Source organism: Micromonospora sp. NPDC127501 (genome assembly GCF_040302185.1).
GTDB lineage: Bacteria > Actinomycetota > Actinomycetes > Mycobacteriales > Micromonosporaceae > Micromonospora.
On sequence record NZ_JBEORJ010000002.1, the window covers coordinates 491,238 to 512,831 of the forward strand.

At 72.6% G+C, this 21,594-nt stretch carries 20 protein-coding genes; 9 read left to right on the forward strand and 11 right to left on the reverse strand.

The features are described from left to right. Position 1: 1 nt before the first annotated feature. Positions 2 to 1,789 carry an HSP90 family protein gene (locus ABTW72_RS06265; protein WP_350854974.1) on the reverse strand — a complete coding sequence of 596 codons (1,788 nt, stop codon included), beginning with the start codon at positions 1,787 to 1,789 and terminating at the stop codon, positions 2 to 4. A 120-nt stretch (positions 1,790 to 1,909) separates the two neighbouring features. On the opposite strand from ABTW72_RS06265, the gene ABTW72_RS06270 reads away from it, so the two are divergent. Further along, positions 1,910 to 3,133, forward strand: coding sequence for an MFS transporter (locus ABTW72_RS06270; protein WP_350854977.1), 1,224 nt, complete (start codon positions 1,910 to 1,912; stop codon positions 3,131 to 3,133). Here ABTW72_RS06270 and ABTW72_RS06275 read toward each other — a convergent pair. Next, positions 3,130 to 4,287, reverse strand: a complete 1,158-nt coding sequence (locus tag ABTW72_RS06275) for an FAD-dependent oxidoreductase (RefSeq protein WP_350854980.1) — start codon at positions 4,285 to 4,287, stop codon at positions 3,130 to 3,132. The genes ABTW72_RS06270 and ABTW72_RS06275 overlap by 4 nt on opposite strands. Positions 4,288 to 4,394: 107 nt before the next feature. On the opposite strand from ABTW72_RS06275, the gene ABTW72_RS06280 reads away from it, so the two are divergent. From ABTW72_RS06280 to ABTW72_RS06290, 3 genes are all read left to right on the forward strand, one after another. Further along, a complete protein-coding gene (locus ABTW72_RS06280; protein ID WP_350854983.1) occupies positions 4,395 to 4,976 on the forward strand; it encodes a TetR/AcrR family transcriptional regulator in 582 nt (193 codons plus the stop codon). A gap of 70 nt (positions 4,977 to 5,046) precedes the next feature. Beyond that, on the forward strand, positions 5,047 to 5,595 hold the full coding sequence (locus ABTW72_RS06285) for a SigE family RNA polymerase sigma factor (RefSeq protein WP_112678078.1): 549 nt from the start codon (positions 5,047 to 5,049) through the stop codon (positions 5,593 to 5,595). Continuing rightward, positions 5,592 to 6,785 (forward strand): hypothetical protein, encoded by a 1,194-nt coding sequence (locus tag ABTW72_RS06290; RefSeq protein ID WP_350854987.1) that lies wholly within the window; start codon positions 5,592 to 5,594, stop codon positions 6,783 to 6,785. Before ABTW72_RS06285 ends, ABTW72_RS06290 begins: the two co-directional genes overlap by 4 nt. Positions 6,786 to 6,888: 103 nt before the next feature. Here the strand turns inward: ABTW72_RS06290 and ABTW72_RS06295 are convergent, their stop codons facing one another. From ABTW72_RS06295 to ABTW72_RS06305, 3 genes are read right to left on the reverse strand one after another with little or no spacing between them, the layout of a single operon-like run. After that, positions 6,889 to 7,791, reverse strand: a complete 903-nt coding sequence (locus ABTW72_RS06295; RefSeq protein ID WP_112621191.1) for a sulfurtransferase — start codon at positions 7,789 to 7,791, stop codon at positions 6,889 to 6,891. Positions 7,792 to 7,810: 19 nt separating this feature from the next. After that, positions 7,811 to 8,257, reverse strand: coding sequence for an imidazolonepropionase-like domain-containing protein (locus tag ABTW72_RS06300; protein WP_350854991.1), 447 nt, complete (start codon positions 8,255 to 8,257; stop codon positions 7,811 to 7,813). A gap of 2 nt (positions 8,258 to 8,259) precedes the next feature. Next, positions 8,260 to 9,027, reverse strand: a complete 768-nt coding sequence (locus ABTW72_RS06305; RefSeq protein ID WP_091396442.1) for an SGNH/GDSL hydrolase family protein — start codon at positions 9,025 to 9,027, stop codon at positions 8,260 to 8,262. Positions 9,028 to 9,258: 231 nt separating this feature from the next. Here ABTW72_RS06305 and ABTW72_RS06310 point away from each other — a divergent pair, with 231 nt between their 5' ends. From ABTW72_RS06310 to ABTW72_RS06325, 4 genes are read left to right on the forward strand one after another with little or no spacing between them, the layout of a single operon-like run. Further along, on the forward strand, positions 9,259 to 11,028 hold the full coding sequence (locus ABTW72_RS06310) for a proline--tRNA ligase (protein WP_350854993.1): 1,770 nt from the start codon (positions 9,259 to 9,261) through the stop codon (positions 11,026 to 11,028). A 57-nt stretch (positions 11,029 to 11,085) separates the two neighbouring features. Further along, positions 11,086 to 11,511, forward strand: coding sequence for a CBS domain-containing protein (locus ABTW72_RS06315; RefSeq protein WP_030487636.1), 426 nt, complete (start codon positions 11,086 to 11,088; stop codon positions 11,509 to 11,511). 35 nt (positions 11,512 to 11,546) lie between these two features. After that, positions 11,547 to 11,975: a SufE family protein gene (locus ABTW72_RS06320; protein WP_124858574.1), complete on the forward strand. Its 429-nt coding sequence runs from the start codon at positions 11,547 to 11,549 to the stop codon at positions 11,973 to 11,975. Positions 11,976 to 11,995: 20 nt separating this feature from the next. Continuing rightward, positions 11,996 to 12,637: a DsbA family oxidoreductase gene (locus ABTW72_RS06325; RefSeq protein ID WP_350854997.1), complete on the forward strand. Its 642-nt coding sequence runs from the start codon at positions 11,996 to 11,998 to the stop codon at positions 12,635 to 12,637. 74 nt (positions 12,638 to 12,711) lie between these two features. Here ABTW72_RS06325 and ABTW72_RS06330 read toward each other — a convergent pair whose 3' ends face one another. The 6 genes from ABTW72_RS06330 to ABTW72_RS06355 form a co-directional block, all read right to left on the reverse strand. Continuing rightward, complete coding sequence (locus ABTW72_RS06330; RefSeq protein ID WP_091396461.1) at positions 12,712 to 13,260, reverse strand: YbaK/EbsC family protein; 549 nt, start codon at positions 13,258 to 13,260, stop codon at positions 12,712 to 12,714. Between the two features lie 95 nt (positions 13,261 to 13,355). After that, positions 13,356 to 13,550, reverse strand: a complete 195-nt coding sequence (locus ABTW72_RS06335; RefSeq protein WP_030331904.1) for a hypothetical protein — start codon at positions 13,548 to 13,550, stop codon at positions 13,356 to 13,358. Positions 13,551 to 13,587: 37 nt separating this feature from the next. After that, entirely contained in the window at positions 13,588 to 14,370 is a 783-nt protein-coding gene (locus tag ABTW72_RS06340) for an SDR family oxidoreductase (protein ID WP_350855001.1), read from the reverse strand. A 72-nt stretch (positions 14,371 to 14,442) separates the two neighbouring features. Beyond that, positions 14,443 to 15,096, reverse strand: a complete 654-nt coding sequence (locus tag ABTW72_RS06345; protein ID WP_350855004.1) for a GAP family protein — start codon at positions 15,094 to 15,096, stop codon at positions 14,443 to 14,445. A gap of 51 nt (positions 15,097 to 15,147) precedes the next feature. Next, a complete protein-coding gene (locus ABTW72_RS06350) occupies positions 15,148 to 16,536 on the reverse strand; it encodes an MFS transporter (protein WP_350855007.1) in 1,389 nt (462 codons plus the stop codon). A gap of 59 nt (positions 16,537 to 16,595) precedes the next feature. Beyond that, positions 16,596 to 16,856, reverse strand: a complete 261-nt coding sequence (locus ABTW72_RS06355) for a hypothetical protein (RefSeq protein ID WP_502892162.1) — start codon at positions 16,854 to 16,856, stop codon at positions 16,596 to 16,598. A 218-nt stretch (positions 16,857 to 17,074) separates the two neighbouring features. On the opposite strand from ABTW72_RS06355, the gene ABTW72_RS06360 reads away from it, so the two are divergent. Next, positions 17,075 to 21,532 (forward strand): HAD-IC family P-type ATPase, encoded by a 4,458-nt coding sequence (locus ABTW72_RS06360; protein WP_350855445.1) that lies wholly within the window; start codon positions 17,075 to 17,077, stop codon positions 21,530 to 21,532. Positions 21,533 to 21,594: the final 62 nt, after the last annotated feature.

The following is a 21,594-nucleotide window of genomic DNA, read 5'->3' on the forward strand; positions in this document are numbered from 1 at the left end:
CTCACTCCCGTCCCGGGACAGCCCGGCCGAGCAGGCCGAGGAAGGAATCGTTCAGCAGCGCGGCGTCGGCTGCGCGGATCGGATGGTGGCCGAGCAGCAGCGCCTGCCCGTACAGCGCCTCGATGGCCAGACCGACCAGCTCCGGGTCGTTCAGCATGGTCACCCGTCGTACCAGCGGGTTTCGGTGGTTGAGCACCAACTGCGGACGGTCCGGCGGGGCGGTGGCGGCGAGCGCGTCGAGCACTCCACCCCACAGCTCGTCGGCCCGGTCCCGGCTGGCGGCGAGCTGGTCGTTGAACGCCGCCGACCGGCTGACCAGGTAGAGCGCGGGCAGCGAGACCGGGTCGTACGCCCGGATGACCACCTCGCAGCCGGAACGCTCGACGGCCCGCTGCGCCGCCGCGAGGAACGGTCGCAGCGCCAACTCCACCTGCGGGTCGAGCGCGTCGAACCGGGTGGTGAGGTCGCTCGGCTCCAGCCGCTCGATCAGCACCGAGCGGTCCACCACCGGCAGTCGCTCGATCAGTTCGGTGTCGTACGTGTAGCCGGCGTTGACCACAGACAGGTCCTGCGCGGCGGCGACCGCCGCGAGCTGACGGAACTCGTCCAGGCTCGCCGCGTAGCGGACCACGCCGTAGCGTTCGCGGAACTCGGCGAGGGTGAGCGTGCCGACGTTGGTGTCCATGGGCCACCAGCGGTCGACCAGCCGGAGCATCTCGTCGTCGTGCAGCGCCAGGGCCTTCACGCCGAGGTGGTGCACCTGGAGGAACTCGGCCAACCGGTGCGGGTCGTGCCGGGCCAACCGGACCAGCCAGCCGCGCACCTGGTCGCCGAGCGCCTCCCGGGTCGCCGTCAGCAGGGTGTCCTCGTAGAGGGCCTCCCGGCTGGCGGTCGGGCGCAGCTCGGTCGCGTCCACCACGCAGTGCGCGAAGAACGCCCACTCCGGGAGCAGCCCGTCGGCGTTTTCGGTGAGCAGCATCCGCTTGAGGTAGACGCGATGCCCGGCCCGGGCCGCCGGGTTCACCGGCGTCGGCAGGATGACGGCGACACCGGTCAGCCCGGCCTCCGGCACGGCCAGCGGCAGGACGTCGAACGGGTCCACGCCGAGCGTCTCCCGGGCGTACCGGATCAGCGCCGCGCGGTCCAGTGGCGCACCCGGCGTGGTCGGCCAGGGCGGCTCCCCGGTGGTGGTGACGACGTCGCCGACGCGGACGGTGACCGGCAGCAGTGCGCCGAAGAGCCGGGCCAGGTCGGTGACGGTCGCGGTGGTGAACCACTGGTCCGCGTCGCGGCGGGGCACCAGCGTGACAGTGGTGCCCGGCTCGGCGCGGGCGGCCTCCGGCGGGGCCACCGTCACCGCGTAGCGGCCGTCGGCGTACCCGGTCCAGCGAACCGTGGGGTTGTCGCCGTGCCGGGTGAGCACCTGGATCTCGTCGGCCACCAGGAAGCAGGAGAGCAGACCGATGCCGAACTGGCCGAGGAACTCGTGCCGGGAGAAACCAAGCTCGTCGCGCTTCGAGCTGCGGCCGATGGTGGCCAGCAGCTCGTGCACCTGCGCCTCGGTCAGACCGATGCCGGTGTCGTGCACCCGTAGCGTGCCGTCGCCGGTGCTGTCCGGGGGTTCGATACGTACCAGCGCCGGCGCGTCCGGCTCGACCCCGCGTCGGGCGGTGATCGCGTCCACCGCGTTCTGGAGCAGCTCACGGACGTAGACCCGCGGGCTGCCGTAGAGGTGATGACTGAGCAGGTCAACCACGCCACGTAGGTCGACCTGGAAAGTGTGATCCACGCCTGATGTCTCCCCGGTCCCGATGCCGGCGCTCACCGTACCCATGATCACCGACAGGCGCGGTCCCCCTTCACCCGGCGGCTTGACCCTCGACCCGGTCGAACCGGCACGGTCGCCGGCATGACTTCCTCCGCTCTGGGCCGGGACTTCCGGCTCCTGTGGTCCGCGGCCGTCTCGTCCCGGTTCGGGGACGCGCTGCGCACCCCGGCACTGGCCCTGCTGGCCGCGACCGTGACCCGTGATCCGCGGATCATCGCGGCGGTCACAGTGGCCGGGCAGGTGCCGCCGCTGCTGTTCGGCCTGCTCGGCGGCGTGTACGCGGACCGCTGGGACCGCCGTCGGACGATGGCAGTGGTCGACGGGGTACGCGCGGCGGTGGTGGCGGCGCTGGCAGTGGTGGTCGCACTCAACCGGGTCAGTGTCCTGGTGCTGCTGGTGGCGGCGTTTCTGCTCGCCACCCTGGGCACTCTCTTCGACTCCGCCTCGTTCGCGCTGCTCCCCGCGTTGGTGCCGCCGGACGCGCTGCCCCTGGCGAACGGTCGGCTCCAGGCGGGGTCGGCGGTGGCCGGTGGCTTCCTCGGAGCGCCGGCCGCCGGTGTCCTGTTCGCCGTCGCCCCGGCCCTCCCGTTCGCCCTCGACGCCGTCACCTTCGCGGTGGCCGCCCTGCTCGTGCTGGCCCTCGGTCAGCCTCCCGCAGTCACCCCGGGGACTGCACTGCGGCGCGGCTCGGTGTGGAGCGAGATCGTCGAAGGGCTGCGTTGGCTGCGGGCGCACCGGACCCTGTGGCGGGTCACGGTGCTCACTGCCGCGAGCAACCTGGCGATCAGCGGAATCATGGCGGTGCTGGTGCTCTACGCGCTGGACGTGCTGCGGGTGCCGCCGGCCGGGTACGGGTTGTTCGCGGCCGCCGCCATCCTCGGGGGCGTGGCGGGGGCGCTCGGGGCGGGGCGGATCGCCACCCGGCTCGGCACGGTGCCGGCGCTGCGTGTGGTGCTGGCCGTGGAGACCGTTGCGCTGACCGGCTTCGCGCTGGCTCGGCATCCGGTGTCGGGCGGGATCGCGCTGGCCGTCTTCGCCGCCGGCACTGTGGTGTGGAACAGCCTGTGGGCGTCGTACGGGCAGCGGCAGGTGCCGAGCGAACTGCTGGGCCGGGTCGGCGCGGCCCAGCGGATGGTCGGTCTGCTCACCGCACCGCTCGGGGCGGCGCTCGCTGGGTTGGCGGCCTCGGCGTACGGCACGGCGCCGGTGGCGGGCGCGGCGGCGGCGACGTTCGCGCTGGTGACCCTCGCCGCGTGGCGGACACTGCGACCGACCGCGCCGGCTGTGTTGATCCGTGCGGGCTAGCCCGGCGTCCGCTCCCGGTGCGACAGCCCGGACAGGCGCAGCGCGATGCGCCGACGGGCCGGTGGGACGGCACCGAGCAGCCGGAGCAGCACGTCCCGGGCGGGCCGACGTGCCGGGGAGACAGCGGCCAACCTGGTCAGCCCGGCGGCGAAGCTCAGCACGTCCTCGGCCATCGGCCGCTGCCGGGCGGTGTAGTCGTCGAGCAGCGTCTCCGGTCCACCGTCGAGGACGTCCGCCACGGCGGTGCCGAGCGCGACCGCGTCGCAGATGCCGAGGTTCATGCCCTGCCCACCGGCCGGGCTGTGCACGTGCCCGGCGTCGCCGGCCAGCAGCAGCGGTCCGAGCCGGAAGGTGTCGGCGATCCGGTGGTGCACCCGGAACCGGGAGCCCCAGAGCACCTCGGTCACCCGATCGGGTCGTCGCGCCGGCCCGCGCTCGTCGAGCAGCGCCTGGAGGTAGGCCGCATCCGGTTCGGCCGGGGCGCTCGCCACGGCGGCGACCAACCGGACCACCCCACCGGGCAGCGGCGCCCAGACCAATGGCCCGGAGCGGGCGAGGAAGAGCGCCGCCTCGTCGCGGGGCAGCACGCTGCGCACCCGCACGTCGGCGAGCACGAAGGACTCCTCGTCGCTGCCGCCGGTGAAGCCGATGCCGGCCAACTGCCGGACCGTGCTGTGCAGGCCGTCCGCACCGACCACGAACCGGGCCCGCAGCGCCTCGTCGTCGACCTGCGCGAGCATGCCGTCACCGGTGCGGCTCAGCCCGGTGAGCTGGCACGGCCGTCGTACCTGGACACCGAGCTCAGCCAACTGTTCGGTGAGCACGGCCTCGGTGACCGCCTGGGAGACCAGCAGCGCGTAGGGGAAGCGGGACGGCAACTCGTGGAATGGCACCGTCAGCAGCACCCGGTCCCGGTCGCGCACGGTGAAGCGCGGCGTCCGCACCGCCTGGGCGATCAGCGGTGCCGCGGCGTCGATCCGGTCCAGCACCTCCAGGGTGTACGCGTGCACGACGGCGGCGCGGGAGGTCGTCGGCGGCGCGGCCAACCGGTCCAGCACAGTCACCTCGACCCCGCGCCGAGCCAGTGTCAACGCGGTGGCGAGACCGGTGGGGCCGGCGCCCACCACCAGGACGTCGGTGCTCGTGGGCAGCATGGCCACCTCCAGACAAACCGTTGCCAACACCCGTTGGCAAACACTTGTTGGCAACGCTAGGGCGGCCCTGATTGCGTGTCAACACCTGTTGGCCTACGGTCGTTGGCATGACCCCGTCCGCGCAGTCGACCCAGCCCCGCCGCTCCGACGCCACCCGGGCGGCGATCCTGCGAGCGGCACGGGAACGGTTCGCGGCGGACGGCTACGAACGCGCCACCATCCGGGCCATCGCCGCCGACGCCCAGATCGACCCGTCGATGGTGATGCGCTACTACGGCAGCAAGGAGGGGCTCTTCGCGGCGGCGGCCGAGTTCGACCTACGCCTGCCCGACCTGACCTCGGTGCCGCCCGCTCGACTCGGTGAGGTGCTGGTCCGGCACTTCCTCGCCCGCTGGGAGGGCGACGAGACCCTGGTGGCGCTACTGCGGGCCGCCAGCACCAACCCCGGCGCGGCCGAACGCATGCGCGGCATCTTCGCCAACCAGCTCACCGCCGCCGTGGCCACGTTCGGCACCGACCCGGCGCTGACCGCCCGCCGGGCCGGCCTGGTGGCCAGTCAGGTCCTCGGCCTCGCCTTCACCCGATACATCGTCCGCCTGCCGCCCATGGTGGACACTGCACCGGACGAGCTGGTCGCCTGGATCGCGCCGACCCTCCAGCGCTATCTGACCGGAACGCCCCCGAGCTGACCCAACCTTTTCCCCCCTCCCGTGCGTCTGCCAGATGACGCGTACAGCGCGACGGCCGGGAGGGGGGCGGATGGCGCCGACGAGGGACGACGGACGCGACGGCTACCTCGCCTTCGTGGAGAACCACCAGCACCGGCTGCTCCGCGCGGCCTACCTGATCTGCGGCAACCGGCATCAGGCCGAAGACCTCCTCCAGGACGCGTTGCTCAAGCTGGCGCTGCGCTGGTCCTCGGTCCGCGACGGCGACCCCTCCGCGTACGTGCGCGCCATCCTCTACCGGGACTCGGTGTCGTGGTGGCGTCGCCGGCGGCGGGAATGGCTCAGTGCCGCACCGCCGGACCAGGTGGCCCACGACCGTGACGGCGCGTTACGGCTGACGATGCACGACGCGCTGGGCCTGCTGCCACCGCGGCAGCGGGCCGTGCTGGTGTTGCGCTACTACGAGGACCTGACCGAGGTCGCCACCGCCGAGGCGCTCGGGGTGACAGTCGGCACCGTGAAGAGCCAGTGCCACGCGGCGCTGCGCCGACTCCGCGAGGTCGCGCCGGACCTCGTCCGCGATGCCCGACCGAGCCGAGGCTCGGCCGATCTGGCCAGCGGCCTGGAGGTGAACCCGTGAACGAGCAGGAACTGCGCCGACTGCTGACCGTCAGCGTCGAGGACGTGCTCCCCAGCCAGCCGGCCGCCGCCGGATGGGAGCGGGCTCGGCGTACCCGGCGGACCCGGCGGGCCGTCGCAGTGGTCGCCCTGGCCGTGGTGCTGGTCGGTGGTGGCACGGTGGCCGCGCTGCGACCGCCCGCCGACCCGGCACCGGTCCCTCCGGTCGGTCCCACGGTGACCCCGACCGTCGACCCCTCCCACGCGGGTCCGGTGCAGAAACCGCCCGCCGAGCTGACCTACCCGCCCGATCCGTTGGCCAAGCTCGGCGACCCGGCGACAGTGCCGCTCTCCGAACGACCGGTCCAGCGGGCACTGGCGCTGTTCCAGCCGCTGGACGAGGAGTATCACGCGAACGGCCCGGTCCGGGTGCTCGGCAACGACGGAGTGGTGCGCAGCATCGACGTGGTGACGCTGGCACCGACCCGGGACGCGGGCGGCAACGAGGCGCCCGCGCTGAAGCCGGGGATGCTGTCGCCGGACGGCAGGTCGGCCGCGTTCGCGCAGACCAAAGAGCTGATCATGATCGACCTCACCACGGCGGCCGTCCGCCGGATACCGCTCGACGGCTACCTGGAGCAGGTGGTGTGGGCGCACGACCGGGTGCTGGTCGGGGGCGACGACCGGACGTACGCGGTGGACCGGGTGACCGGGGCGACCAGCACTATCGACGTGTCGACCTGGGAGTTGATCGCACCCGACCCGGCCGCCGGTCGCGAGGCCCCACTGATCGACATGTACGGCGATGGGGCCGGCCTGAAGCTCCGCAGCCGGACCGCCCGGGAGGGCGAGATCCGCTCCGAACAGCCGGTCAACGCCTCGGCGCTGCCGTCGCCCTACCAGGTCAACGAGTTCTACGGCCGGGGCTGGCTGCACGGCGAGCGACTGGCCCGGGCGGCCTGGATCACCAGCAGCGAGATCGACGGCGCCGAGGGGGCGGCAGTGCTGGACGCACGGACCGGTGCCGTGCTCCACCTGCTCGACCTGGGCCGGGATCGCAGCAAGGGCTGCTGTGTCGTGCTGGGCTGGGACAACAGGGGCGCGGTGCTGCTCCGACTGGAACCGGCTGCCCTGGCCCGTTGGCATCCGGAGACCGGCGAGATCACCGGCATCGTCCGCGACCTGCGCGGGGTATTCGCACTCGCTGGCTGACCTCGTCTCGACGTGATCGACTCGGGTTCGCTGATATCGCGGTGTCCGGGCGAGCGGGACAGCCCGACATCAGGAAACCCGAGTCGATCACACGAGGATCTGGTCAGACGGCCAGGCCGCCGGGCTGGTCGCCCTTGACGACTGGCGCCCGGACTAGGTTGCCCCACTCGGTCCACGAGCCGTCGTAGTTGCGCACCTGCGGGTAGCCCAACAGGTGCCGCAGCACGAACCAGGTGTGGCTGGACCGCTCGCCGATCCGGCAGTACGCGATGACGTCGTCGTCCGGGCTCAACCCGAGCTGGTCGGCGTAGATCGCCTTCAGCTCGTCGGCGGACTTGAACGTGCCGTCCTCGTTGGCGGCGGACTTCCACGGCTTGCTGACCGCGCCCGGGATGTGTCCACCGCGCAGCGCACCCTCCTGCGGGTAGTCCGGCATGTGCAGCATCTCGCCGGTGTACTCACCCGGCGACCGGACGTCGACCAGGGGCCGGCCGGAGGCGACGTGCGCCATGACCTGCTCACGGAAGGCCCGCAGCGGCGCGTCGTCGCGCAGCGGCACCGGGTAGTCGGCGCGCGGGCGAGCCGGCTTGTCCCGGGTCACCTCGCGCCCCTCGGCGATCCACTTCTGCCGGCCGCCGTCGAGCAGTCGCACATCGGCGTGACCGAAGAGCGTGAAGACCCAGAGGGCGTACGCGGCCCACCAGTTGAAGTTGTCGCCGTAGAAGACGACGGTGTCGCCCCGGCCGATGCCCTTCGCGGCACACATCTCGGCGAAGCTCTTGGCGTCCAGGTAGTCCCGGGTCACCTGATCGTTCAGCTCCAGGTGCCAGTCGACCTTGACCGCACCGGGAATGTGACCGGATTCGTAGAGCAGCACGTCCTCGTCGGACTCGACGACGACGAGGCCTTCATCGCCCAGATGCTCGGCCAGCCACTCGGTGGTGACCAGCCGCTGCGGGTCCGCGTACGACTGGAGGCGGGGATCGGGATCGTTCGGCACAGACATGATCCCCAAGGTACGCCGTTCAGGCGCGACGGTGGGCGATCCGACCAGCGACCACGGTCACCAGACAGGCCCCGTCGACGCCGTGCACCGCGAGGTCGGCCCGCCCGGCCGGCCGCAGCGTCGGCGCCACAGTGGTGGCCAGCACCAGCAGGTCGCCACGCTCGGCGGCGGCCCGCAGGGCGGGGTCGGTCAGGTGTTCCGCCAGCACCGCCGTCACCCCGGTACGCAGCAGCGCGTGCACCCGCTCACGCGGGGTTGGCGCGGGCGGCAGGGGACGGTCGTGCAGCAGACCCGGCCCCAGCGTGCCGGGCCAACGACGAATTCGGGCGTTGGCGTACGCCGAACTCAGCTCGGCCAGTGGGCCGACGGCCTCGATCCGGTCGCCACTGACCAGCACGGCGTGGTCGGGCAACGACTCGCCGTCCCGGTCGCGCCGCAGCAGGGCCGCCGTGTGCAGGGTGAGCATGCTCAGTCGACGAGCGGGCCGAGTTGGGGGCGCTTCGCCGTCACCGTGTCGCCGGACGACCGACCGGTCAACCGCCGCTTCACCCAGGGAGCGAGGTACTGACCGGCCCACCGCAGGTCGGAAGCACGGGCGGCCAGCCACGGCGACGGCGCCGGGTGCGGCGGAACCATCAGCCACTCCTCGTCGCAACCAACCCCGAGGGCGTTCAACACCTGCCCGGCGACCCGCCGATGCCCAGCCGGCGAGAGGTGCAGCCGGTCGGTGCTCCAGAGCATGGGGTTGAGGAACGTGTCGTCGGCGTACAGGTCGACCATGATGGCGCCGTGCCGCTCGGCGGTCTCGCCGACCGCCTGGTTGAGCAACTGCACCCGGGGGGCGACGAGGCGTTGACCGGGCAGTCGGGCCATCACGTCCGCGAACCGGAAGAGGAGCACGTCCGCGCCGCCCGAGCGCAGTTGCCGGACCACCTCGTCGAACCGGGCGACCAGCGTGTCCGGGTCGAAGGTGCGCCGCAGCACGTCGTTGCCACCGGCCGCGAAACTGATCAGATCCGGCTTCATCGCCACGGCGGAGGGCACCTGCTCGGCGACCACGCTGGGAAAGAGCCGGCCCCGGATGGCCAGGTTGGCGTACCGGAAGTCGGGCCCCGCCTCGGCGGCGAGCCGGGTCGCGACCAGGTCCGCCCAGCCCCGGTAGGTGCCGTCCGGGTACGCGTCGTCCATACCCTCGGTGAAGCTGTCCCCGACCGCGACAAAACTGCCCCAGCGCACCCGCGCCTCCCTCACGCCACTCGTTGCCTGCGGCGACCAGTCTGTCACCGCAGGAACGCTCGGTGCCGCCCCGAATCCACGACGTGTCGGAGGTCATTGCGCAATGCCAATCCCGGCAGCCTGTTCGAAACGGGATCACCAATATCGGGGTGCTCGGCCACCCGGATACCGCGACGTCGGACGATGCGAAATGGATCGCTCATCCTGCCGCGCCGGCCGTAGGCTGCGCGGATGCTGCTACGCATGTCGACCCTGTTGCTGCGGACCCTGCGCGAGGATCCAGCCGACGCGGAGGTGCCGAGCCACCGGCTGCTGCTGCGCGCCGGCTACATCCGTCGGGCCGCACCGGGCGGCTACACCTGGCTGCCGCTGGGCAAGCTGGTGCTGGATCGGATCACCGAGGTCGTGCGGAGCGAACTGCTGGCGATCGGCGACCAGGAGGTGCACTTCCCGGCGCTGCTGCCCGCCGATCCGTACCGCACCAGCGGCCGGTGGACGGAATACGGCGACGACATCTTCACCCTCGCCGACCGGCGCGGTGCCGAGCACCTGTTGGCGCCCACCCATGAGGAGATGGCGGCGCTGCTGGTCAAGGACCTGTTCACCTCGTACCGGGACTTCCCGGTGACGCTGTTCCAGGTGCAGACCAAGTTTCGCGACGAGGCGCGGCCGCGTGCCGGCCTGCTGCGTGGCCGGGAGTTCCTGATGAAGGACGCGTACTCCTTCGACCTGGACGAGGCGGGGCTGCGGGAGGCGTACGGGCGGCATCGCGCCGCGTACCAGCGGATCTTCGACCGGTTGGGGCTGGACTACACGGTGGTGCGGGCGATGTCCGGCGCGATGGGCGGCTCCGCGTCGGAGGAGTTCCTGGCGGCGACGCCGGTCGGCGAGGACACCTTCGTCGGCTGCACCTCCTGCGACTTCGCGGCGAACACCGAGGCGGTGGCCACCCGGGTCCCGAGCGCCGGTGACCCGAGCGCGCAGCCGGCCGTCGAGGTGCACGACACCCCGGAGACACCGACGATCGCAAGCCTGGTCGAGCTGGCCAACGCGCGCCGGTTGGGCGGTCGGGACGGCTGGACCGCCGCGGACACCCTGAAGAACGTCGTGTTGTCCGTTCGTCAGCCGGGTGCCGACCGGGCCGAACTCCTGGTCGTCGGGCTGCCCGGTGACCGGGAGGTCGATCTGAAGCGGGTCGGTGCCGCACTGCACCCGGCACAGGTGACCGTCTTCGAGAAGTGGACCGAGCATCCGGAGCTGGTGCGCGGTTACATCGGCCCGCAACTGCTCGACAAGCTGGGCATCCGCTACCTGGTCGACCCTCGGGTGGTGACCGGGTCTGCCTGGCTGACCGGGGCGAACGAGCCGGGCCGACACGCGACCGACGTGGTGTGCGGACGGGACTTCACCCCCGACGGCACCATCGAGGCGGCCGACGTCCGCGCCGGTGACCCCTGCCCGGAGTGCGAGGCGGGCGAGCTGACCATCCGGCGGGGCATCGAGATCGGGCACATCTTCCAGCTCGGCCGCCGCTTCACCGACGCCTTCGCGGTCGACGTGCTCGGGCCGGCCGGCAAGCCGGTCCGGCCGACCATGGGCTGCTACGGCATCGGGGTTTCCCGGGCGGTGGCGGCCATCGCCGAGCAGCACCACGACGACCGGGGACTGGTCTGGCCGGCGGCGGTCGCGCCGTGTGACGTACACCTGGTGGTGGCGGGCAAGGGCCCGCAGCTCGACGCGGCGCTGGAGCTCGGCGGGCGTCTCGCCGCCGCTGGCCTGCGGGTGCTCGTCGACGACCGCACGCACGTCTCGGCCGGGGTCAAGTTCACCGACGCCGAGCTGATCGGCATCCCCCGGGCCGTCGTGGTCGGCCGCCGTCTCGCCGACGGGTACGTCGAGCTGCGCGAGCGGGCCGACGACGGGCGCACCGAGTTGCCGCTGGACGGTCTGGTGGATCGACTCGTCCACGAGGTACGCCAGGAACGTGCGAGCCTGGTGTAGCTGTCGCGTCACGGGGTAGTGCAGTCGGATCGGGTGGAAACGTCTTCGGAGGCTCTCATGACCGGTTACCGGGTCAGTGACGTGATGACCAAGCAGGTCGTGTACCTGCCGGCCGAGACCACCCTGGACGAGGCGGCCAGGGTGATGAAGGAGGCCGACATCGGTGACGTGGTGGTCACCGACGGCGCCAGCCTCGCCGGCATGCTCACCGACCGGGACATCGTGGTGCGGGCCGTGGCGGAGAACAGCTCCCCTGCGGCCACCACCATCGGCTCGATCGTCACCCGCGAGGTCGTCATGATCGAGCAGCACTGCACGGCGGGTGAGGCGGCGGCGCTCATGCGGGATCGGGGCATTCGACGGGTGCTGGTCTGTGACAGTGACCGCAAGCTGGTGGGGATCGTCTCGCTCGGCGACCTGGCCATGCAGCTCGACCCCACCAGCGCGCTCAGCGAGATCAGCGAGCAGTCGCCCACCGTGTGACCGGGGCCCCGGCACGACGGCGGTAGCCTCGACGCATGGCTGACATGCCGGCCCGACTGGCCGAGATCGTCGACGAGTTCGCCGCCGCGCCGCGCGACCTGGTGCTGGAGATGCTCCTGGAGTACGCGGACGTCATCCCGGCGCTGCCGGAGGGCGCCGCTGAGCGCGAGGGCATGGAACAGGTGCCCGAGTGTCAGACGGCGTTCTTCCTGCGCGCCCGGGTGACCCCGGAAGGCACCGTGGAGACGCTCTTCGACTGCCCGCCGGAGGCGCCCACCACCCGGGCGTTCGCCGGGATCCTCGCCGAAGGGTTGGCGGGGGCGAGCGCCGAGCAGGTGCTGGCCGTGCCGGACGACCTCTATCAGCGAATGGGGCTGGCCCAGGCGATCAGCCCGCTGCGCATTCGCGGCGGCACGGCGATCCTGGGCCGTCTCAAGCGGCAGATCCGGGAACAACTCGGCTGACCGCGAGGTTGGCACCGATCATGGAGATCGAGATCTACGCGGACGTCATCTGCCCGTGGTGCTACATCGGCAAGCGCCGCCTGGATCAGGCCCTCGCCAGCTACGAGGGTGAGGTGACGGTCCGCTACCGACCGTTCCAGCTCGACCCGTCGCCGGTGCCGCAGCCCCAGCCGCTGGTGGAGGCGCTGGCCGGCAAGTTCGGCGGCCCCGAGCGCGCCCGGCAGATGGTCGACCACGTGACCCAGGTCGCGGCGGCCGACGGGCTGCGGCTCGACTACGACCGCGCGGTGATCGCCAACACCTTCGAGGCGCACCGGCTGGTCTCCTGGGCGACCGACCAGGGCAGGGCGGCCGAGATGGTGGAGGCGCTCTACCAGGCGCACTTCAACCACGGGGTCGACGTCGGCTCACGGGAGGCGCTGGCCGCCCTGGCCGGTGAGATCGGCCTGGACGCGGCCGACGCACGCCGGTTCCTCGACTCCGACGAGCGCGTCGCCGACGTCGCCGCCGACCTGGCCGCCGCCCGGGATCTGGGTATCACCAGCGTGCCGACCTTCGTGCTGGCCGGGAAGTACGCGGTCTCCGGTGCGCAGGAGGTGCAGACGCTGCTCGCCGCGTTCGCCGAGGTCGAGCAGCGCGAGTCCGCAGCGCACTCACACTGAGTCACCGACGGCCGGGCGTCCGGCATCGATGATCACGATGTTTCACGTGCAACAACATCGATGCCGATGCCTGGTCAGACCGGCCTGGCCAGCCCTTCCACCACCTGGGCTCCGGGCAGCGCGCCCAACGCCGGCCCCGGCAGCGCGATCTTGCTGTGCCGTACGCCGGACCCGACGATCACGTGCGGTGTGGCGATGACCCGTGCGTCCACCAGGATCGGCCACTGCGCCGGCAACCCGATCGGGGTGATGCCGCCATACTCCATGCCGGTCAACTCGACAGCGTCGTCCATCGGGGCGAAGCTCGCCTTGCGGACGTCCAGCGCCCGGCGGGCCACCCCGTTCACGTCGGCCCGCGTGGTGGCCAGGATGATGCAGGCCGCGTAGCGGACAACGCCCTCGCGCTTGCCCGCCACCACGACACAGTTGGCCGACACGTCCAACCCCACCTCGTACGCCGCGCAGAACGCCGCGGTGTCGGCGAGGTCGGCGTCGATCGGTGCGACCAGCACGTCGTTGACGTCCACCGGCGCGTCGGCCGGCCACTGCGCGATGGCCTCCGCGACCGGCGGGGCGAGCAGATCCAGGCGGGCGCGGGCCGGTTCGGTCTTCAGCGTTCCCATCACGGGTGCGATCCTCGCATCCGCGACGCCGAACCGCCCAGCGGCTCCCCGGCCCCCCGGCGACGCCACCGAGCCGGGCCGGATCGATCCGGCGCTCAACTGCCGGCGAGGAAAGCGTTGTCGCGCATGAAGGAGCGGTCGCGAGCAGCAGCCAACTCCTCCTCACGCTGGGCCTTGGCCCGTTGCAGCTCCAGATCCTCGAACGCGTGCCGGACACCCAGCCGGATCACGCCGTAGAGGAAGACGAAGCCGAAGACGTAGAGGATCACAGTGGTGACGACAGCGAACATGGCGTCACGGTAAGGCGAACGTGAACCGTTGTTGCTCTCATTTCCGGCCGGTTCCCCCGTACGTGTCGGCCAGGTGGTCGGCCCACGTACGCACGCCCCGGGGCAGCGCCTCGGTGGCCAGACCACCGGCTCGCAGCTCGCGACCGAGTCGGCCGGGAATCCGCACCGGCAGCAACGGTCGGCGCGAGCCCCGGGCCGCTCGCCACGCCCGGGCGGCCTCGTCGAAGCGGAGCACCTGCGGCCCACCCAGCTCCTCGATGCCGCCCAACGGGCCGGCGACCAGTCGGGCCGCCAGCCGCGCAGCCACCTCGCCCGGGTCCACCGGTTGGGCGAGCACCGCCCGGTCCCCGATCACCGGGCCCAGCCGCGCACTGGCGGTCAGCATGTCGTCCAGGAACTGGGGAAACTGGGTGGCCCGCAGCACCGACCACGGCACCGGACCGGCCGCGATCACCTGCTCGGCGGCGAGCTTGTGGCGGTAGTACGGGATCGGCACCCGATCAACCCCGACGATCGAGATGTAGACGATGTGCCGCACACCGGCCGTGCCGGCGGCCACCACCAGTCGGCGGGTGCCCAACACGTCCACCTGGTGGGTCTGCCGACCCCGAGGGGCCGACGCCAGGTGCAGCACGGCGTCCACTCCGGTCACCGCCTCGGTCAGCCCGTCCCCGGTGGCCAGGTCGGACACCACCCACTCCACGTCCGAGCCGGCGGGCGGCCGGCGGCTGGTGGCCCGGACATTGATCCCGTCGTCGCGCAACCGACCCAGCACGGCACGGCCCAGATTGCCGGACGCCCCGGTGACCAGAACCCTCATCTCGTCCTCCCACTCGCTTGACCTGACCTTGACGAAACGGCGCGGCATCCTGTGACGGGGGTGGGCGGCGGCTCACCCCGAGCGGATCAGGTCCAACACGGTGAGCAGCGCGAAGAACGCGATCACGACCTCGTTGACGATCCAGGCGTGCCCCTCGGCCCACTCCCGCATCCGGGTCAGCACCCGCGAGGCCCTGCTTCCGAGCAGCAGCAACGCCAGCAGAGGCAGCGCGAGCAGAAGCACGGTGACCAACACGAACGGCACCAGGTGCCACCACGGCAGGTCGTGGCGGGCCACACTCGCCCCGACGGTGGCCATGGTCAGGTCGTCCGTGGGCGTCGCCACGAAGAGCAGCGCACCCAGCCGCAGCGCCTGCGGCGGACCGGCGTGCTCGATGCTCCCCAGCCAGCGCGGCGGTCCGGAGCGGCCCCGGCGTACCCAGATCAGCACGGCCAGGATCACCAGCAGGGCGAGCACCACCAGGTCGATGGCGGGGCCGCGATCGACCCTCCCGGCCACGGCGCTGGCGTCGGCGACCACTCCACCCACCAGCTTCGTCAACAACCAGGCCACCGTCACCCCGGCGGCGACCACCAGCCCCGCGCCGGCGAGGAAGCCCAGCGACGCCGCCCGTGGCCGATCCGACGAGGCCAGGAAGACCGCCACCACCAACTGCGTCCCGGCGACCATGACCACGGCGAGCGGCAGCACGGTCAGGAAGTTCATCGCCCGCCATCCTCCCGGCACGAGCAGGTGGGACGCGGCCGAATCCGCCGATCACCCGGCGGGTCTCGCACCCCCGCCCACCACCACCCGGCCGGCGAGCAGCGCCCCGAGCAGCGCCAGTCCCGCGGTCACCACGAGCGTCGTCGTGTAGCTGGCCGGGCCCGGCGCACTTCCCGCCGCCAACACGGCCCCGGTCAGCGCGAGCACCGTCGCCGCGAAGAGGGAGTCGCTCAGTTGCAGTGACGAGCTGTTGCGGCCCTGCTCACCCGGCGCGGACAACTCCAGGGTGAGCACCGACAACGACGGATAGAGCAGCCCCATGCCCAGACCGGCGATCGCCCAACCGGCCACGGCGACGGCCACCGGCAGTTCGGGCCGTACGGCCAGCGCCACCGTGGCGGTGCCGAGCGTGATGCAGCTCAGCCCGGCACGCGGCAGGCTGGCCCGCGACGCCGGCACCGGGATCCGGCCCTGCAACCAGGATCCCGCCGACCAGGCCAGCGCGCCGACAGTGAGGACCAGTCCCGCTGCGGTCGGCGAGAGCCCCCGTTCCCGGGAGAGCATCAGCGGGATGACCACCTCGGCGCCGACGAAGGCCGCCGAAGCCAGACCACGTAGCCCCACCACGGTGGCCAACCCTCGCGCGGCTCGCAGGAACCCGGCCGGCAGCAGGCGCGGGGCACAGACCAGCAGGCCGACCACGGCGAACGCGACCAGCACCAGGGCGGTGGCGCCGCGCTGCTGTCCCCCGATGTGCAGCAGTGCGGCACTCACCGCGGCCCCGCACGCCCAACCGATCCGCGCGGCCGCACCCGCCGGCGGGCTCGTTGCCGCACTCCGGGCCAGCGACCGCAGGCCGGGATGGATCAGCAACACCGCCGGCACCGCCACCGCCGGCACCGCCAGAAAAACCCACCGCCAGCCCAGGTACTGCACGATCAGGCCGGCAACCGCCGGCCCGACCAGCGACGGTACGACCCACGCCGCCGCGAACGCCGCGAAGATCCGCCGGTGCAGCTCCTGCGGGTACGCCTGCCCGACGATCACGTAGAGCGCCACCGAGAGCAGTCCGGAGCCGAAACCCTGCACGACCCGCCCGACGACCAGCGCGCTCATCACGGGGGCGGTCCCGGCGATCAGCAACCCGACCACGAACCAGGCGACGCCGTGCCACATCGGCCCCCGGGGACCCCGGGCGTCGCACCAGATGCCGGAGACCACCATGGCCAGCGCACCGGTGGCGAACGGGCCACCGAAGGCGATCCCGTAGAGCGCCAGCCCGTCCAGGCTGCGCGCGACGGTCGGCATCGCCGTACCGACCGCCAACGCCTCGAACGCGAGGAGTGAGATCAACGCGACGCTGCCCACCGTCATCGCTCGCAGCCGGGGTGCGAAGAGTCCCCGTGCGGCGGGCGTGGCGGTGACGACTGTGCTCGGCATCGGCCGAGCATGCGACCTCAACCCTGATTCATGTCAACCGGCGGGTGACCCGGCTCTCGTCAGGCGTCCTGCAACGCCCTCCCGACCCCGCGCGCCAGCCCGGAAAAATGCTGGTCCGCCAGCAGGTGACCTGCGGTGATCACCACGGCGACCGGCCACTCGATGACCTGTAGCGCGGCGAGCACCCCGAGCCCGGCGTAGTAGACGACCTTGTCCGGTGGCGGCACCGCCATCTCACCCAGCATCGGCAGTTGCACCCGCCGCTCGTACATCTTGACGTTCTCCCGTGAGCCGTTGAGATGTCGCGTCAGCGTGCTCATGCCGGCCTCCCCATGTCCGGTGATGGTCGTCGGTTTCCACGGCCCATCCCGTCCATGCGTCAGCGACGACGGAAAATTCCGCTGCTCAGGGGGCATAACGGATGGCAGGTCGGGAAGCCAGGCCGCCGGACGTGAGTGCGGTGGGAGGACGACATGGCCAAGGTCAGGACGAGCGGCAACAGGGAGCCGGGCCGGCGCCCGTCCAGCCGTACGCCTCGATGACGGCGGCGGGTCGCGCTGTCGGCCGCATCCTGCCGTCCTTCGGCGTGCCGCACCTGGTCGGCGAGGCGTCCCGGTCGGTCAGCTCGGTCGCGACCCGGCTGGCCCGGTCGGTCGGGCTCGCCCGGCGGGGGGTCTGGTCGCGGCCCGGTCGGCACCACATCGAGGTGCACGGCGTGTGCCAGGAGGGCGGTGACCAGCTCGCCCGGCAGGTGGAGGGCGCGCTGGAGCGGATGCCCGGGGTGGCCTGGGCCAGGGTGAACGCTCCCTCCGGTCGGGTGGTGGTGGCCGTGCAGGCCCCCGAACCGGATCTCGATGACCTCATCGCCACGATCAGCCGGGTCGAGCGGACCTGCGACCACGAGCCCGATCCGGAGATCCCACCCCCGCACCCGCCGGAGGAGGGCCCGCACAATCCGCGCACCCTCGGCGCGCTCGCCTCGGACGCGCTGGGTCTGACCCTCTGGGCGGCCACCCGGATCCTGCCCTTCGCGCCGTTGCCCGGTGAGGTGGCCGGCCTGCTGTCGGCGGTCGACCTGCAACCGAAGCTGCACGCGTTCCTCGGCAAGGCGTTGCGCTCCGACCCGCGCGCGGAGATCCTCTTTCCCCTGGCCGAGGCCGTCGTACAGGGCCTGACCGGCCGCTGGACCGGCATCGTCGTCGACAGCGCCCAACGGCTCGTGGAGTGGGGCGAGGACCGTGCCCAGTTCGCCGCCTGGGAGAGCGCCGAACCGCGGTTGACCGGCGACCCTGAGCGTGCCGTCGCCCGGTGGCCGATAGCCGACCGTCCCCGACCCAAGCCACACGGCCCGGTCGAGCGGTACATCAACCGGGCCCTCGCCGCCGGTACGGCGGCCGGCGCGGCGGCGATGCCCTTCGCCGGACGCAAGCGGGCCGCCGCGCTGGGCCTGTCCGCGCTGCCGAAGGCACCCGGCAGCGGACGCGAGGGGTACGGCGCCCAGCTCGGCCGGATGCTGGCCCGGCGCGGGGTGATCGCCATGGACCGCAGTGTGCTGCGGGAGTTGGACCGGATCGACACGCTCGTGCTGGACGCCGCGGTGCTCGGCTCGGACCGGGGCGTACTGGCCGATCTGGCACCAGCGGCCGACGCGGACGTCGACCAGGTGGCCGAGCGGGCCTTCGCGTTGTTCGACCCGGACGACCCGGCCGCTTCCCGTACGGCGGACGGCTGGCGACTCGGGCCGCTGGACCAGATACCCGCCCACGACCCGGACAGCATTCCGGACGCGGAACGGCTGCGCTCGGCCGGCGGCCGACTCCTCGGCCTCGCCCACGGCGACCGGCTCGCCGCCCTGTTGCGGGTCGAGCCGGAACCCGCGCCCGGCGTCGACGGCCTGCCCTCCGCCGCCCGACATGCCGGCCTGCGGCTGGTCGTCGCCGGCGGCGACGAGCAGCGGTACGGCTTCGCCGACGCGTTGCTGCCCGGCGGGGACCAGTTGGCCGAGTCGGTACGCGGGTTGCAGCGCGACGGCGCCGTGGTGATGCTGGTTTCCGCGGACCGGAAGGCGCTCGGCGCGTCCGACTGCGGTCTCGGGTTCGCCGCGCCGGAGGAGCTGCCGCCGTGGGGCGCGCACCTGCTGGTCGGTGCCGACCTGCGGGTGGTGGCCCTGGTGATCGAGGCGACCGGGGTGGCTCGGCGTACGGCCCAGCAGAACATCCGGCTGGCCATGGCCGGCACCGGTCTCGGGGCGCTGGGCGCGTTCACGGCCCCGCCGACCGAGCTGCCCGGCCGGTCGCTCGTCGCGGTCAACGGCGCGGCCGGGCTGGCCTTCGCCAACGGGGTCTGGCAGGCCCGCCGGTTGCACGACCATTCGGACACCCCGGCGCCGGTGGCAACCGCCTGGCACCTCATGCCGGTCGGCACCGTGCTCGACCACCTGCGTTCCTCCCCGGACGGCCTGACCAGCGCCGAAGCGCAACGCCGACACCACGGCGCCGGCGGAGACGGCAACGCCGGACCGGGGAGCGGAGGGCTGCTGCGTGCCTTCGTGGACGAGTTGTCGAACCCGCTCACCCCGGTGCTGGTGGCCGGGGCGGTGCTCTCCGCGTCGTTCGGATCGCTGGTCGACGCCGCGCTGGTGGGCAGCGTCGTCGGTGGGTCCGCCCTGATCGGCGCGGTGCACGAACGCAACACCGAACGGTCGCTGGCCGAACTCCTGTCCCGTTCGGCGGTGACCGCACGGGTCCGCCGCGACGGAGCCGAGCAGGTTCTCGCCGCCGAGGACCTGGTCCTCGGAGACGTCATCACCCTTGAGCCGGGCGACTCGGTGCCCGCCGACTGCCGGGTGCTCGAGTCGGTGGGTCTGGAGGCGGACGAGTCGTCGCTGACGGGCGAGTCGTTGCCGGTCGCCAAGTCCAACCGACCGGTGGTGGCCGCCGCCGTCGCCGACCGACACTCGATGCTCTACGAGGGCACCACCGTCGCCGCCGGGCACGGCACTGCCGTGGTGGTGGCGACCGGGTCGGACACCGAATCCGGCCGTAACCTCGCCCTGGTCAAGCAGGACCCGCCGGCCAGTGGAGTGGAAGCTCGGCTCGGCTCGTTGACCAGCGCCGCCATCCCGTTGGCGGCCGGTTCCGCGGTGGCGGTGGCCGGCGCGGGCCTGCTTCGAGGCGTACCCCTGGCCGAGACGGCGGCGACCGCCGCGAACCTCGCCGTGGCGTCGGTGCCGGAGGGGCTGCCGTTCCTGGTCAGCGCGGCGCAGCTGGCCGCGGCCCGGCGGCTGGCCGAGCATGGCGCGTTGGTCCGCAACCCGCGCACCATCGAGGCGCTGGGCCGGGTGGACGTGCTCTGCTTCGACAAGACCGGCACTCTCACCGAGGGCCAGTTGCTGCTGGCCGGGGTCGGCGACAGTGCCGGCGACCGGTACGCCCCCCTGGACCGGTTGGACGACCGGCTGCGGATGACGCTGGCCGCGGCGCTGCGGGCCACCCCCGCCGCGAAGAATCCGGAGGAGTTGGCGTTGCAGACCGACCGGGCGGTCCGGCGGGGCGCCGGGGAGGCCGGGGTGGTGGAGCAGACCGGTGCCGCCGGGTGGCGGGCCGCCGGAGGGCTGCCGTTCGAGCCGTCCCGCGGCTACCACGCGAGCATCGGACAGACCGATGGTCACCTGTTGTTGAGCGTCAAGGGTGCTCCGGAGACAGTGCTGCCACGCTGTTCGTCCCGACGCATGGACGGCCGTCAGGAGCCGCTGGACGACGCCGGCCGCGCGGCGCTGGAGCGGATGCTCGCCGACCGGGCCGGTGCGGGAAACCGGATCCTGGCCGTCGCGGAGTGCCCGGTGAACGACCCGAAGGTGACCGACTCCGACGTTCGAGGGCTGACCTTCGTGGGTTTCCTGGCCCTCGCGGACGGTGTCCGGGAGAGCGCAGCCCCGGCAGTACGCCGGATCCGGCAGGCCGGCGTGCACACCATCATGATCACTGGTGATCACCCGGCGACCGCGGAGGCGATCGCCGCCACCATCAGCGAGCACGACGAACAGCGGGTGGTCACCGCCGCTGAACTCGACCAACTGGACGACGACGCGCTCGCCGAGCGGTTGGCCGACACCGACGTGGTGGCTCGCTGCACCCCGGCCCACAAGGTGCGGATCATTCAGGCGTTGCAGAAGTGCGGGCGGACCGTGGCGATGACCGGCGACGGCGCCAACGACGCCCCGGCGATCCGGCTGGCCGACGTCGGCATCGCCCTCGGCCAACGGGGCACCCCGGCCGCCCGCGCCGCAGCCGACCTGGTGGTCACCGACGACCGGCTGGAGACCATCATCGCCACCCTGATCGAGGGGCGGGCCATGTGGTCGTCGGTGCGGCACGCGCTCAGCATCCTGGTCGGCGGCAACCTCGGCGAGATCGCGTTCAGTGTGCTCACCGCTGCGGCGACCGGCCGCTCCGCGCTCACCGGACGACAACTCCTGCTGGTCAACCTGCTCACCGACCTGGCGCCGGCGCTGGCCATCGCGGTCCGGCCACCCGCGTCGGACCGCACCGACGCGCTGCTGCGGGAGGGCCCGGACACGGCACTCGGCGAGAGCCTCACCAGGGAGATCGGGCTGCGGGCGGCAGCCACCACGCTGGGCGCGACCGCGGGCTGGACGTTGGCCCGCTACACCGGACGCCGTCAGCGGGCCGGCACGGTCGCCCTGGTCTCCCTGGTCGGCACCCAACTCGGGCAGACCATCCTGGCCGGCGGCACCAGCCCGGCCGTGCTGGCGTCCACGGCGGCGTCGCTGGGCGTGTTGGTCGTCGTGGTGCAGACGCCGGGGGTGAGCCAGTTCTTCGGCTGCACCCCGCTCGGACCCGTCGGCTGGACCATCGGGGCCGGGTCGGCGCTCGGCGCGACCTTCGCCAACGGCGCGCTCACAAAGCTGATGGAACACGTGCCGCAAGCCCGACCCGACGCCTCGGCGGTGGACGGCGGCGACTCGAAGGGCTGACCGCCCGGCCCGCCGCATGCCTACGGCTCACCGGGGTACCGGAGCCGCAGGAGGAGGACACG

Excerpts from the sequence above, each read along its gene's own strand:
- ABTW72_RS06280 (WP_350854983.1), top strand. The coding sequence starts at position 4,395 with ATGACCCCGTCCGCGCAGTCGACCCAGCCCCGCCGCTCCGACGCCACC.
- ABTW72_RS06340 (WP_350855001.1), bottom strand. The coding sequence starts at position 14,370 with ATGAGGGTTCTGGTCACCGGGGCGTCCGGCAATCTGGGCCGTGCCGTG.
- ABTW72_RS06300 (WP_350854991.1), bottom strand. The coding sequence starts at position 8,257 with ATGCTCACCCTGCACACGGCGGCCCTGCTGCGGCGCGACCGGGACGGC.
- ABTW72_RS06310 (WP_350854993.1), top strand. The coding sequence starts at position 9,259 with ATGCTGCTACGCATGTCGACCCTGTTGCTGCGGACCCTGCGCGAGGAT.
- ABTW72_RS06275 (WP_350854980.1), bottom strand. The coding sequence starts at position 4,287 with ATGCTGCCCACGAGCACCGACGTCCTGGTGGTGGGCGCCGGCCCCACC.
- ABTW72_RS06270 (WP_350854977.1), top strand. The coding sequence starts at position 1,910 with ATGACTTCCTCCGCTCTGGGCCGGGACTTCCGGCTCCTGTGGTCCGCG.
- ABTW72_RS06345 (WP_350855004.1), bottom strand. The coding sequence starts at position 15,096 with ATGAACTTCCTGACCGTGCTGCCGCTCGCCGTGGTCATGGTCGCCGGG.
- ABTW72_RS06320 (WP_124858574.1), top strand. The coding sequence starts at position 11,547 with ATGGCTGACATGCCGGCCCGACTGGCCGAGATCGTCGACGAGTTCGCC.
- ABTW72_RS06325 (WP_350854997.1), top strand. The coding sequence starts at position 11,996 with ATGGAGATCGAGATCTACGCGGACGTCATCTGCCCGTGGTGCTACATC.
- ABTW72_RS06285 (WP_112678078.1), top strand. The coding sequence starts at position 5,047 with ATGGCGCCGACGAGGGACGACGGACGCGACGGCTACCTCGCCTTCGTG.
- ABTW72_RS06355 (WP_502892162.1), bottom strand. The coding sequence starts at position 16,856 with ATGAGCACGCTGACGCGACATCTCAACGGCTCACGGGAGAACGTCAAG.
- ABTW72_RS06315 (WP_030487636.1), top strand. The coding sequence starts at position 11,086 with ATGACCGGTTACCGGGTCAGTGACGTGATGACCAAGCAGGTCGTGTAC.
- ABTW72_RS06295 (WP_112621191.1), bottom strand. The coding sequence starts at position 7,791 with ATGTCTGTGCCGAACGATCCCGATCCCCGCCTCCAGTCGTACGCGGAC.
- ABTW72_RS06335 (WP_030331904.1), bottom strand. The coding sequence starts at position 13,550 with ATGTTCGCTGTCGTCACCACTGTGATCCTCTACGTCTTCGGCTTCGTC.
- ABTW72_RS06350 (WP_350855007.1), bottom strand. The coding sequence starts at position 16,536 with ATGCCGAGCACAGTCGTCACCGCCACGCCCGCCGCACGGGGACTCTTC.
- ABTW72_RS06330 (WP_091396461.1), bottom strand. The coding sequence starts at position 13,260 with ATGGGAACGCTGAAGACCGAACCGGCCCGCGCCCGCCTGGATCTGCTC.
- ABTW72_RS06360 (WP_350855445.1), top strand. The coding sequence starts at position 17,075 with ATGACGGCGGCGGGTCGCGCTGTCGGCCGCATCCTGCCGTCCTTCGGC.